This window comes from Microvirga mediterraneensis, from assembly GCF_013520865.1.
Lineage (GTDB): Bacteria > Pseudomonadota > Alphaproteobacteria > Rhizobiales > Beijerinckiaceae > Microvirga > Microvirga mediterraneensis.
This window is the reverse complement of the sequence record NZ_JACDXJ010000001.1, coordinates 1,516,359-1,529,043: the sequence shown is the minus strand read 5'-3', so window position 1 is coordinate 1,529,043 and position 12,685 is coordinate 1,516,359. Positions and strand designations below refer to the sequence as shown.

11 protein-coding genes are annotated in these 12,685 nt (G+C 65.4%); 5 read left to right on the top strand and 6 right to left on the bottom strand.

The features are described from left to right. Nucleotides 1-7 precede the first annotated feature (7 nt). Together H0S73_RS07180 and H0S73_RS07175 are read left to right on the top strand one after the other, a co-directional pair. Complete coding sequence (locus H0S73_RS07180) at nucleotides 8-787, top strand: ABC transporter ATP-binding protein (RefSeq protein WP_181051507.1); 780 nt, start codon at nucleotides 8-10, stop codon at nucleotides 785-787. 35 nt (nucleotides 788-822) lie between these two features. Then, nucleotides 823-1,902: a dipeptidase gene (locus tag H0S73_RS07175; RefSeq protein WP_181051506.1), complete on the top strand. Its 1,080-nt coding sequence runs from the start codon at nucleotides 823-825 to the stop codon at nucleotides 1,900-1,902. A 185-nt stretch (nucleotides 1,903-2,087) separates the two neighbouring features. Here H0S73_RS07175 and H0S73_RS07170 read toward each other — a convergent pair whose 3' ends face one another. The 4 genes from H0S73_RS07170 to H0S73_RS07155 all read right to left on the bottom strand — a co-directional run bounded on the left by H0S73_RS07170 (nucleotide 2,088) and on the right by H0S73_RS07155 (nucleotide 6,226). Then, nucleotides 2,088-2,927, bottom strand: coding sequence for an ABC transporter permease (locus H0S73_RS07170; RefSeq protein WP_181051505.1), 840 nt, complete (start codon nucleotides 2,925-2,927; stop codon nucleotides 2,088-2,090). Between the two features lie 6 nt (nucleotides 2,928-2,933). After that, on the bottom strand, nucleotides 2,934-3,803 hold the full coding sequence (locus H0S73_RS07165; protein WP_181051504.1) for an ABC transporter permease: 870 nt from the start codon (nucleotides 3,801-3,803) through the stop codon (nucleotides 2,934-2,936). Beyond that, entirely contained in the window at nucleotides 3,800-4,885 is a 1,086-nt protein-coding gene (locus tag H0S73_RS07160; protein ID WP_181051503.1) for an ABC transporter ATP-binding protein, read from the bottom strand. The genes H0S73_RS07165 and H0S73_RS07160 overlap by 4 nt, the downstream gene beginning before the upstream one ends. Nucleotides 4,886-5,152: 267 nt before the next feature. Continuing rightward, nucleotides 5,153-6,226, bottom strand: coding sequence for an extracellular solute-binding protein (locus H0S73_RS07155; protein ID WP_181051502.1), 1,074 nt, complete (start codon nucleotides 6,224-6,226; stop codon nucleotides 5,153-5,155). A gap of 169 nt (nucleotides 6,227-6,395) precedes the next feature. Between H0S73_RS07155 and pip the strand changes: the two genes are divergently transcribed. Next, complete coding sequence (gene pip / locus H0S73_RS07150; protein WP_181051501.1) at nucleotides 6,396-7,337, top strand: prolyl aminopeptidase; 942 nt, start codon at nucleotides 6,396-6,398, stop codon at nucleotides 7,335-7,337. Nucleotides 7,338-7,504: 167 nt separating this feature from the next. On the opposite strand, the gene H0S73_RS07145 is transcribed toward pip, so the two are convergent. Next, nucleotides 7,505-8,290 carry a 3-hydroxybutyrate dehydrogenase gene (locus tag H0S73_RS07145; protein WP_181051500.1) on the bottom strand — a complete coding sequence of 262 codons (786 nt, stop codon included), beginning with the start codon at nucleotides 8,288-8,290 and terminating at the stop codon, nucleotides 7,505-7,507. Between the two features lie 226 nt (nucleotides 8,291-8,516). On the opposite strand from H0S73_RS07145, the gene pxpB reads away from it, so the two are divergent. Both pxpB and H0S73_RS07135 read left to right on the top strand, forming a co-directional pair. Then, the gene (gene pxpB, locus H0S73_RS07140) at nucleotides 8,517-9,236 is read left to right on the top strand and encodes a 5-oxoprolinase subunit PxpB (protein WP_425488176.1); all 720 of its coding nucleotides are present in this window, start codon (nucleotides 8,517-8,519) and stop codon (nucleotides 9,234-9,236) included. Then, nucleotides 9,233-10,267 carry a 5-oxoprolinase subunit C family protein gene (locus H0S73_RS07135; RefSeq protein WP_181051498.1) on the top strand — a complete coding sequence of 345 codons (1,035 nt, stop codon included), beginning with the start codon at nucleotides 9,233-9,235 and terminating at the stop codon, nucleotides 10,265-10,267. Before pxpB ends, H0S73_RS07135 begins: the two co-directional genes overlap by 4 nt. A gap of 150 nt (nucleotides 10,268-10,417) precedes the next feature. On the opposite strand, the gene H0S73_RS07130 is transcribed toward H0S73_RS07135, so the two are convergent. Continuing rightward, nucleotides 10,418-12,634: a malate synthase G gene (locus H0S73_RS07130; protein ID WP_181051497.1), complete on the bottom strand. Its 2,217-nt coding sequence runs from the start codon at nucleotides 12,632-12,634 to the stop codon at nucleotides 10,418-10,420. Between the last annotated feature and the right edge of the window lie 51 nt (nucleotides 12,635-12,685).

Genomic DNA, 12,685 nt, shown 5'->3' with positions numbered 1-12,685 from the left:
CAATCCGATGCTCGATATTCAGAATCTTCAAGTCGTCTTCGGCACCGGCCGCCTCAGGGTCGATGCGGTCAAGGACGTGAGCTTCCACGTGGAGCCCGGCGAGGCCTACGGGCTCGTCGGCGAGTCCGGCTCCGGTAAGTCGACGGTGCTGCGCGCCATCTGCGGCCTTGCGCCGATCTCCGGCGGGCGCGTCCTCGTCGACGGCAAGGAAGTCACCACACCGCGCACGAAGGCGTTCTACCGGACGGTGCAGATGGTCTTCCAGGACCCCTATGCCTCGCTCCATCCGCGCCACACGGTCGACCGCACGCTCTCGGAGCCGCTCGCCATTCATGGCGAGAAGGACGCGGAGGCGCGCATCCTCCAGGCCCTGCGCGAGGTGGGCCTCGGCCCCTCCTTCCGCTTCCGCTACCCGCACCAGCTTTCGGGCGGCCAGCGCCAGCGCATCGCCATCGCGCGCGCGCTGATCCTACGCCCGAAGGTCCTGCTCCTCGACGAGCCGACCTCGGCGCTCGATGCGTCCGTCCAGGCGGAAATCCTGAACCTGCTCGACGACCTGCGCCGCAAGATGGGGCTGACCTACATCCTGGTCAGCCACGACCTCGCGGTCGTGGCGCATCTGTGCGAGCGGCTGCTGGTCATGCGCCACGGCGAAGCCGTCGAGGAAACTACCTCCGCGGCATTGCGCTCGGGTGCGGCCTCGAACGAGTATACCCAGTCCCTGATCCAGGCGAGCCAGGGCTTTACGAGAAACACGAAACCACCGCTCCAGTCCCTGGCTGGTTGAACCTGTTCTTCATCCCAACCCTCTGGCACGAAACCATGTCCCACTCCTCCCCGATGCCCGTCTTCGATGGCCACAACGACGTCCTCCTCCGCCTGATGCGCGGCAAGCTCCAGCCGGAGAAGGATTTCCTGGAAGGCGACAATATCGGGCATCTCGATTGGCCGCGCATGAAACAGGGTGGCTTCATGGGCGGTTTCTTCGCCGTCTACGTGCCGTCGGACAAGGACGGCGACAGCGCAAGGGGCGATGTTGACGCCCTGATGTCGCAGTCGCGCTACGACGTGCCCCTGCCCTCGCCGCTGGCGCTCGCGCCGAGTCAGCAGGTTACCGTGCACATGGCCTCGCTCCTCATCCGGATCGAGCGTGCCTCGAAGGGCGAGGTGAAGATCTGCCGCACGGCCACCGACATCCGCCAGTGCCTCGACACCGGCCGACTCGCGGCCATCCTGCATATCGAGGGCGCCGAGGGCATCGACCCCGACCTGCACATGCTGGACGTGCTCTACGAGAGCGGGCTGCGTTCCATCGGCCTGGTCTGGAGCCGCCCCAACATCTTCGGCCACGGCGTGCCGTTCCGCTATCCCTCGACGCCCGATACCGGCCCTGGCCTGACGGATCATGGCATCGAGCTGGTGCGCGCCTGCAACCGCCTGAAGATCATGATCGACCTTTCGCATCTCAACGAGAAGGGGTTCTGGGACGTGGCGCGCCTCTCCGATGCGCCGCTCGTCGCCACCCATTCCAACGCGTGGGAGATTTGCCACCACTCGCGCAACCTGACCGACAGGCAGCTCGCCGCCATCCGCGAGAGCCGCGGCATGGTGGGCTTGAACTTCGCCACCTCGTTCATCCGCCCCGACGGCCAGCGCAACGACGACACGCCGCTGGAGCAGATGATCCGCCACCTGGATCACCTGATCGAGCATGTGGGCGTCGACGGCGTCGGCCTCGGCTCCGACTTCGACGGCGCCACCATCCCGGCAGAGATCGGCGACGTGCGGGGCCTGCCCCGCCTCGTCGACGCCATGCGCCGCCACGGCTACGACGAAGCGACCCTGCGCAAGCTCTGCTACGAGAACTGGGTGAATGTCCTAGAGCGCACCTGGGGGCAGTGAGCCCGGTTTATCGTCACTCCGCAATGTCATTCCCGACCTACAGCCGCCGGGCATGACACCCTACACGTCATGGCCGGCCTCGTGCCGGCCATCCCGCTTCTGAGAAGCGCCGCGCTTTTTTGCATCGGGATCACCGACACGGGTCCTCGGAGCAAGTCCGGGGAGGTGATGACGTAGCAGGAAGCCTAACGCTCCGCCTTCGACGTGAGCGCGAACACGCTCGCGATCCCGCCGACGCCCAGCATCAGCAGCAGGCTCACCGCATTGATCGCCGGTGTCGCGCCCTCGCGCATCTGCCCATACATGGTGATCGGCAGCGGCGCGTCGGAACCGACGAGCATCAGGGTCGTGTTGAAGTTCTCGAACGACATGAGCAGAGCCACGAGCCCGGCGCCGATGAGCGCGGGGCTCAGGAACGGCAGCGTGACCGTGCGCAGCACGCGGGTGCGGCTGGCGCCCAGGTCGAAAGCCGCCTCCTCCAGCGAACGGTCGAACTTGCGCAGGCGCGCCGCGATAATGAGGGTCGAGATCGTGAGGATGAAGGACAGCTGTCCCAGGATCACGAGGGTCAAGCCGGGCCGCAGGAAATCGAGATCGGTCTGAAGCCAGTCCTCGAGCCCGTTCGCCAGCCTGGAGAAGAAGGCGAGGATCGAGATGCCGAGCACCACGCCGGGGATGACGAGCGGCCAGAGCATCATCATGGCGAGAAAAGTCTTGCCGCGGAACTCGGCCCGCTCCAGCACCCAGGCGTTGACCGTGCCGAGGAGAACCGCCAGCACGGCCACGGGCACCGCGACCTTGAAGCTGTTGCCGATGCTGTCGAGCCAGATCGGGTCCGCCAGCACGCCCGGCTTGCCGAACACTTCGCCGGTGCCGAAGAACCATTCGAGGGTGAAGCCCCGCCAGGGCGGCGATGGGAACGGGCTCGCGTTGAAAGCGAAGATCGCCACGATGAGCAGCGGCGCGAACAGGAAGATGTAGAACGCCGCGATGTAGAGTTTCCAGGTGATGGATGGGCGGTTCATGGTCTTTTAGGCCTGTTTCAAGGTGGTGCCGAGGCTCTGGCCCGTCAGGCGCAGGCCCAGCCACACGATGGCCGAGGAGAGCAGCAGAAGCAGCATGCCGAAGGCCGCGCCCTGGGGCCAGTTGAAGCGCGTGATGAACTGCGCGTAGATCTGCTCGGTGAACCACAGCCCGTTCTTGCCGCCGAGCAGCACCGGCGTGGCGAAATTGCCGACGGTCAGCATGAACACGATGATCGAGCCCGCGACGATGCCCGGCATCGCATGCGGAATGACGATCCGGCGCAGAACCGTCCAGCGGCTGCCGCCAAGATCGAAGCCCGCCTCGACGACGGATTGCTCCAGGCTCTCCAGTGCGTTGGCCAGGGGCACGATCATGAACAGCAGACCGCCATAGACGAGGCCCAGGATCACGGCGCCGTCGTTGTAGAGAAGCTCCACGGGCTGGTCGGCGAGCCCGACCGCCCGGAGGAGATAGGAAATCACGCCGGTCTCGCGCAGCAGCATCATCCAGCCGAGGGTGCGCACGAGTTCCGACACCCAAAACGGCAGGAGGCACAGCAGCAGCAGCATCGCCTTGAGACGCCCCTGCGCCACGCGGGCGATGTAGAGCGCGATGGGGAAGGCGAGCACGAGGGTCAGGGCCGTCACCAGGATCGACATGAAGGCCGTGCGCGCGAAGGTGCGCCAGTAGAGCGGCTCGGTGAAGAACTCGAGATAATTGCCGAAGCCGAACGTATAGACCCGCGGCGCGACGCGCTCGCTGAAAGAGAGCACGAGGATCTCCACGTGCGGCAGCACGATGAGAAGCCCGAGCCACAGGATCGCGGGAGCGACCAGCAGGAAGAACGTGAGGCGCGTTGCCTGTTTCGTCATCATGCGGCGAAGACCTTCATGGCGTCCGCCGTCCAGCCCACATGGATCGGCGCGCCGACCTCGATGCCGGCGAGCGGCCCTGCCTGGGGCAGCACGGCGCGCACCGGCTGGTCGAAGCCCAGCGTCTCGATGAGCAGGCTCGAGTTGGCACCGTCGAAGAGCACGGCCGAGACCCGCCCCTCGAAGCGGTTCGGAAGATCGCGCAGGGCCGGCTGGCTCGGCGCCAAGGCGATCGCCTCCGGCCGCACGAAGGCGACGGCCGCCTTCTGCGAGACACGACCGGTCCCCTGCGTCACCATCCCCGACGGCAGTTGAAGCGCGACGGTGCCGTCGGATGACGACACGATCTCGCCCGGCCAGCGGTTCGTCTCGCCGACGAAGCTCGCAACGAACGGCGTGGCCGGGTTGTGATAGAGCTCGCGCGGGCTGCCCACCTGCTCGAACTTGCCCTGGTTCATCACGGCGATTCGGTCGGACATGACGAGCGCTTCCGACTGGTCGTGCGTGATGTACACGAAGGTGGTGTTGAAGGTCCCCTGCAGCTGCTTCAGCTCGATCTTCATGTGCTCGCGCAGCTTCAGGTCGAGCGCGCCGAGGGGCTCGTCCAGGAGCACGAGGGTCGGCTCCAGCACGAGGCAGCGGGCGATGGCCACGCGCTGCCGCTGGCCGCCGGACAGGGCCGTCACGCGGCGCTCGCCGAACCCTTTCAGGCCGACGCGCTCCAGCATGCGCTCGGCGCGATCCTCAGCGTCCTCACGGGGAACGCCACGGCAGCTGAGCCCATAGGCCACGTTCTCGCCCACGCTCATCATGGGAAAGAGCGCGAGGCTCTGGAACACCATGTTGACCGGGCGCTTGTTGGCCGGAACGCCGATCATCGAGCGCCCGCGGATGCGGATGTCCCCGGAGGTCGGATGCTCGAACCCCGCGATCATGCGCATCAGGGTGGTCTTGCCGCAGCCCGAGGGACCGAGGATCGAGAAGAACTCACCGGGAGCGACGCTGAACGTCACGTCATCGACGGCCGCATGGCTGCCGAAGCGCTTGGTGACGTTGACGATATCGAGATCAGTTGAAGAGGCCATAACGCTGCCACGTAAGAATAATCTTTCCCCCGGCGAGCGCACCGCGCGGACGCGAACCATGCGATGCTTGAAACGAACACCGGATCCCAAAAGGACAATCCACTTTTGAGATCCGGTGCCTGCCGGGGATGGTGATACACAAGCGCGCCGTGCGAAACGTGAACCCGGTTTCCACGACCGCGGCCCTCTGGGGCCGCGCCGAACGACGGACGCTTAAGGGATCGAGCATCGGGCCCGAAGGCAGGCCCGATGCTCTCGGACGGTTTTTTACGAGCCGGCCTTCAGACGATCGAGGACCTTGCCCTCGATCTCCTCAATGCCGGCCGGCACGGCCGGATACCACTTGATGTTGTCGATGGCAGCCTTCGGGAAGCTCTCGGCGAACTGGTCCTTCAGCTTGCCCTGCATGAGCTTGTCGGCGCCGTTCGAGGCCGTGAAGTTGCCCGCGGAGGCCGCCACCTTGGCGGCGATCTCGGGCTTCATGTTGAAGTTGATCCACTTGTAGGCGGCATCGTCATTGCGGCCCTTGGCGGGAATCGCGAAGGTGTCGACCCAGCCCAGCGCGCCGGATTTCGGCGCAATGAACTTGATGTCGGCATTCTCGGAGTTGAGCTTCCAACCGCCCGTGTCCCAGGCCATGGCCGCCACCACTTCGCCGGAGCGCAGGGCGTTGAGGAGCTGGTCCTTGCCGTCCCAGAAGAACTTCACGTTCTTCTTGCACTCGGCGAGCTTGGCCCCGACCTTGTCCATCATGGCCGCATAGGCCTTGGCGTCGCCGTAGGACGCGAAGGGATCCATGCCGTTGGCGAAAGCGAAGGCGATGAGCGCGGGACGCTTGGCGCGGAAGCTGGTCTTGCCGGAAAGCGCGGCATCGCAGAGGTCGTTGTAATCGGCGACCTTCGGGGCCGCCTTGGTGTTCACGATCAGGCCGTCGGTGCCCCAGATGTGCGGAACGCCGTAGACCTTGCCGCCGACCGTGGTGTTCTTCTTGGTGGCTTCCAGCATGGAGGCGATGAACAGGTCGGACTTGAGCTTCGAGAGGTCGAGCGGCTTGTAGATGCCGAACTCCGCCTGCGGGCCGGCGATACGGTCCTGGCTCGGCTGCACGAGGTCGAAGCCCGCGCCCTGGGTGGCGCGCAACTTGGAGATCATCTCCTCGTTGTTCGAGAGGGTCACCTCGACTTCGATCCCGGTTTCCTTCGTGAACTGGTCCATCACGTCTTTCGGGACGTAATCGGCCCAGGTCAGAAGCCGCAACTTCTCGGCGGCCTGCGCCGTACCGACGACCATGAAAGCGGCAAGAGCCGTAGCCAGCTTCAGGCTGGCGCGTTTGGTCAACATCTTCATCCTCCAGTGTGGCTGGGCTTTTCACCCATGTTCCCCAGTTGCAAAACTATATGACAGTTGAACGACGCGCTAGGGGGATTTGGAGCCGGCTCAACAATCGATGGGACCTGACAGTCCTGCCCTCCCCCGGTATGGATGGGACTTTCCCTATGGAGTTTTCGCGATGCGCACCTTCTACCCCGAAATCGAACCCTACGATCACGGTATGCTCGACGTCGGCGACGGTCATCGGGTCTATTGGGAAATGTGCGGCAACCCGCAGGGAAAACCCGTTGTTTTCCTTCATGGCGGTCCGGGCGGCGGCTGCACGCCGACCCAGCGCCGGCTGTTCGATCCGGACAAGTATCGCATCCTGCTCTTCGACCAGCGCGGCTGCGGGCGCTCGACCCCCTATGCGAGCCTCGAGGCGAATACGACCTGGCATCTCGTGGCCGATATCGAGCGCCTGCGCGCCATGATGGGTGTGGACAAGTGGATGGTGTTCGGCGGCTCCTGGGGTTCGACGCTTGCCCTGGCCTATGCAGAAACCCATCCGGAGCGCGTGACCGAACTTGTGCTGCGCGGGATCTTCACTCTCCGCCGCCCGGAGCTGCTCTGGTACTATCAGGAAGGCGCGTCCTGGATCTTCCCCGACAAGTGGGAAGGTTTTCTGGCCCCGATCCCCGAGGAGGAGCGCGGCGACCTGATGGCGGCCTACCGCAAGCGCCTGACCGATCCCGACCCCGCCGTCAGGGCTGAGGCTGCGCGAGCCTGGAGCCTTTGGGAGGGCGAGACGATCACGCTCCTGCACAACCAGGGCTACAGCGACCAGTTCGGCGACGAGCATTACGCCATCGCGTTCGCGCGGATCGAGAACCACTATTTCGTCAATGAGGGCTGGTTCGAGGACGGACAGCTCATCCGCGACGCCCATCGTCTGAAAGACATCCCGGGCGTGATCATCCAGGGCCGCTACGACATCGCCACCCCGGCGAAGACCGCCTGGGAGCTGCACAAGGCTTGGCCCGAGGCGAAGTTCATCATGGTGCCGGATGCGGGCCACGCGGTGAGCGAGCCGGGCATCACGCATCACCTCATCGAGGCGACGGATGCGTTTGCGAGGTAAGGATGTCTGATCAAGCTGTCATCCCGGACCAAGCATGAGCTTGGATCCGGGATCGTATTACGAGAATGGCGCAGAAATACCTCTCCCTCAATGAGAGAGCCACCGACATCTCCTGCGCACGATCCCGGATCTGCGCTCCGCTTCGTCCGGGATGACGATCGTAAGAGCTATTTCGCGGTCCAGCCGCCATCCATGGACATGTTCGCGCCCGAGATCTGGCTTGCCGCATCGGAGCACAGGAACACGGCCAGCGCCGCCACCTGGTCGACGGTGACGAACTGCTTGGTGGGCTGCGCCTCCAGGAGCACGTCGTTGATCACCTGCTCCTTGGTCAGCCCGCGCGCCTTCATGGTGTCGGGGATCTGCTTCTCGACAAGGGGAGTCCAGACATAGCCGGGGCTGATGCAGTTGACCGTGATGCCGTCGGTCGCAACCTCCAGCGCCACCGTCTTGGTGAGGCCCGCGATGCCGTGTTTCGCGGCCACATAGGCCGATTTGAACGGCGAGGCGACGAGGGAATGGGCCGAGGCCGTATTGATGATGCGGCCCCATTTGCGCGCCTTCATGCCCGGCACCGCCGCGCGGATCGCATGGAACGCCGACGACAGGTTGATGGCGATGATCTGGTCCCATTTCTCGACCGGGAAATTTTCCACCGGCGAGACGAACTGGATACCCGCATTGTTGACCAGGATGTCGACGCTGCCGAAGGTGCGCTCGGCAAGGCGGATCATCTCCTCGATCTCGTGCGGCTTCGACATGTCGGCCGGCGAATAGACGGCCTTGACGCCGAACTCGCTCTCGATGCCGGCACGCTCCTTCTCGATCTCGGCCGCGTCGCCGAAGCCGTTGATGACCACATTGGCCCCTTCCTTAGCGAGAGCTCGCGCGATGGCGAGGCCGATGCCGCTGGTCGAGCCTGTCACGACAGCTGTCTTGGATGTCAAAGTCATGATCTACTCCGCTTAAGCCTGGGCTTCAGGCATGAGATGGGATGGCATAACACGAAGAACGGGACGAGGTTGAGTCTAGCAAAAAGGCGCATGGAAGGCTGACCCTCGGGCAAGCCCCTCACCTGCTCCGGATGCATGGCCCGACGGCTCCGGGACCCGTTGCCGGATCGGCGGCAATATGAGATGCGGGCACGAGGCCCTTCCGGTTCGTCAACAGGGGTGCATCGTGCCGACACCGAAAATCCTTCCCTGCGGGGACAGCGCCGTCACCGTCGAGTTCGGTTCCACGATCGACCCGGACATCAACGGCATGGTCCTCGCGCTGGACGACATCGTCCGGAGCCGCGCGCCCGCCGGCCTGATCGAGACGGTGCCGACCTATCGCTCGCTCACGATCCAGTTCGACCCGGTGGCTACCGATTATGACGCCCTGGTCGGTCTCCTGGAAGCGGAAACGCAGAACCTGCCGCCCCGCAACGCCGTCGGCCGGCGCTGGCGCGTGCCGGTCGTTTATGGCGGCGAATTCGGCATCGATCTGGAAGAGGTGGCGAGCCTGCACGGCCTGACGCCGAACCAGGTGATCGACATCCATTCATCGGCCGTCTACCGCATTTACATGATCGGCTTCCTGCCGGGCTTCACCTATCTCGGAGGTCTCGACAAGCGGATCGCCACGTCCCGCCGGCTTCATCCCCGGGCGAAGATCCCGGCCGGCACGATCATGATCGGCGGCGAGCAGGCCGGGATCGCCCCCATGGACATGCCGAGCGGCTGGCACAATCTCGGACTGACGCCGGTCCGGCCCTATGCGCCGGGGCGCGATCCGGTCTTCCTGTTCGCGGCCGGCGACGAGATCGTCTTCGAACCGGTCGACGCTTCGCGCTGGGAGGCGCTGGAGAAGGCGGCGCTCGCCGGAGAGCCCGTGGCCGAGGAGGTGCGCCCATGACCGATCTCGTGGTGAAAGCCTGCGGCCCGATGACCTCCCTGCAGGATCGCGGACGCGTCGGCTACCAGGGCTTCGGCGTTTCGCCCTCGGGCGCCATGGACCGCCGGGCCCTGGCGATGGCGAATGCGCTCGTCGGCAACGCACCCGAGACGGCCGCCATCGAGTTCGTCAATCTCGGCGGTGCCTTCACGTGCGAGGGCGGCGACCTCCATCTGGCCGTCGTGGGTGCTGGATGTTCCGCCACCATCGATGGAATGCCAGTCGCCCCACAGACCTCCGTGGTTCTCAAGGAAGGCCAGGTTCTGGAGGTGGGGCACCCACGGACCGGCACCTTCGCCTACCTTGCTGTTGCGGGAGGCTTCGCGGTCGAGCCGGAACTGGGCAGCCTGTCGTTCCACCTGCGCTCCCGGGTCGGCGGCCTGAAAGGCGCTCCCCTCAAGGCGGGAGACCGCCTGCCCTGCCGCCCGGACGCGCAGGACCGCGAGCCGATGCAGCTGACCGCCGACATGCTGGAGGAGAGCGGCCCGATCCGCGTCATGTTGGGCCCGCAGGACGATTACTTCACGCCGGACACGATCCGGACGTTTCTGGGGAGCGACTTCACCATCAGCCAGCAGGCCGACCGCATGGGCTTCCAGCTCACCGGCCCGCGACTCGAACATGCCAAGGGCTTCAACATCGTCTCGGACGGCATCGTGGACGGCCATATCCAAGTGCCGGGCAGCGGCCAGCCCATCGTGCTGATGCGCGACCGGCAGACGGCGGGCGGCTATCCGAAGATCGCCACGGTGATCAGCGCCGATCTCGCCCGTTTCGCCCAGATGCGCCCTGGTTCGACCGTGCGGTTCAGGGCCGTGGAGCGGGACGAGGCCCTTGCCGCCGCGCGCCGGCTGAAGGACTGGACGACCTCCCTGCCCTCGAGCCTCACGCCGGTTCGCTTCGCGCTCACGACCGAGCATCTTCTGAGCCGCAACCTGATCGGCGGCACGGTCGATGCGCTAGCCCCCGCGCCGGCCGAGCATCACGATTAAATGAAAAGGGCGCCGCTAGCGCATCGTGCGGAAAAGTGGACCCGGTTTTCCGCATCGAACGATGCGCTCTTCCAAGAAGTGGAGCATCGGATCGATCCCAAAAGTGCATTCCACTTTTGGGTCCGATGCTCTAGCGGCGCCCTTGTCGGCTTATTTCGCCTGCGTCTTCGTCTTGACGCCGCTCTCCTCGCTGCGGTCCGGCGCCCCTGCGGCCTTGGCCTCGCGACGGCGCGCGTGCAGGATCCATTCGGTATAGCCGTTCGGCTGCTCGGCGCCCTTGAAGACCAGATCGCAGGCTGCGTTCCAGGCCGGGCCCTCGAATTTGGGCGCCATCGGCCGATAAAGCTGATCGCCCGCATTCTGCCGGTCCACCACGGCCGCCATGCGGCGCAGGGTCTCCATCACCTGATCCTTCGACACGATGCCGTGGCGCAGCCAGTTGGCGAGGTGCTGGCTGGAGATGCGCAGGGTCGCGCGATCCTCCATCAGCCCCACATCGTGGATGTCAGGCACCTTGGAGCAGCCGACGCCCTGATCGATCCAGCGCACCACATAGCCGAGGATGCCCTGGCAGTTGTTGTCAAGCTCCTGCTGGACCGCATCCGGCGCCCAGTTCGACTGGGAGACCGGGATGGTCAGGATGTCGGACAGCTTGGCGCGCGGGCGCGCCTTCAGCTCCTCCTGGCGGACGGGAACGTCGATCTGGTGGTAATGCAGCGCATGGAGCGTCGCGGCCGTGGGCGACGGCACCCAGGCGGTGCTGGCGCCGGCCTGGGGATGGCCGATCTTCTGCGCCAGCATGTCGGCCATCTTGTCGGGCGCCGCCCACATGCCCTTGCCGATCTGCGCCTTGCCGGGCAGGCCGCAGAGGAGGCCCACATCCACGTTGTTGTCCTCGTAGGCCTTGATCCAGGCAGTCGACTTCATGTCGTTCTTGCGGATCATGGGACCGGCTTCCATCGAGGTATGGATCTCGTCGCCGGTGCGGTCGAGGAAGCCCGTGTTGATGAACACGATGCGCTCGGCCGCCGCCCTGATGCAGGCCTTGAGGTTGACGGTGGTGCGCCGCTCCTCGTCCATGATGCCCATTTTCAGCGTGTTGCGGGCAAGGCCCAGCATGTCCTCGACGGCCGCGAAGAGATCGTTCGCGAAAGCGACCTCGTCCGGTCCGTGCATCTTGGGCTTCACGATGTAGACCGAGCCGGCGCGGCTGTTGCGCACCGGGCCGGTGCCCTTGAGATCGTGGATGGCGATCAGCGAGGTGACGGCGGCATCGAGGATGGTCTCGGGAATCTCCTCGCCCGCCTCGTCCAGCACCGCGTCGGTGAACATGTGGTGGCCGACATTGCGCACCAGCATGAGGCTGCGCCCGTGCAGGCGCAGCTCGCCGCTGCTCGGCATGGTGTAGACGCGGTCGGGGTTGAGGCGGCGCTCGACGGTTTTGCCGCCCTTCTCGAAGCTCTCGACGAGATCGCCCTTCATCAGCCCGAGCCAGGTGCGGTAGACTTGGACCTTGTCCTCGGCGTCCACGGCCGCGACGCTGTCCTCCAGGTCCATGATGGTGGAGACGGCCGATTCCATCACCACGTCGGCGATCCCGGCCGGATCCTCGGCGCCGATCGGATGCGAGCGGTCGATGCGGATGTCGAGATGCAGGTTGTTGTGGCGCAGGAGCACGGAGGACGGGCTGGCCGCATCGCCCTGATAGCCGACGAACTGGGTCGGATCGATCAGGCCGGTCTCGGTGCCGTCCTGCAGGGTGACGATGAGCGCTCCGTCCCGGTCCGCATAACCGGCCGCATCCCGGTGGCTGCCGCCGGCGAGCGGCGCCGCACGGTCCAGCACCTCGCGGGCGCGCTCAACCACCTTGGCCCCGCGTTCCTTATTGTAACCGCCCGACCGGGTGGCGCCGTCATCCTCCGGGATGGCATCGGTGCCGTAGAGGGCATCGTAGAGGCTGCCCCAGCGGGCATTGGCGGCATTGAGCGCATAGCGGGCGTTGGAGACCGGCACCACGAGCTGGGGACCGGCGATGCGGGCGATCTCGTCGTCCACGTGCTGCGTCTGAACCGAGAAATCCTCCGGCTCCGGCAAGAGATAGCCGATATCGCGCAGGAACCGTTCGTAATCCGCCTGATCGAAGGCCTTCCCGGTGCGGGTGCGGTGATACTCGTCGATCTGCCCCTGGATCTTGTCGCGGACGGCGAGCAGCTCGCGGTCGCGGGGCGCAAAGTCCCTGACGAGCCCGGCCAAACCGGCCCAGAAGGCGGAACTCGATACTCCCGTGCCGGCCAGTGCCTCCCGTTCGATGAAATCGTGAAGAACCGGTGCAACCTGGAGGCCGTTCGTCTGGACGCGCGTCGTCATCGTTCCCGCTTTCGGTGCTAAAGGGCTTTGCCTTAGCTTAAGGCACTGCGA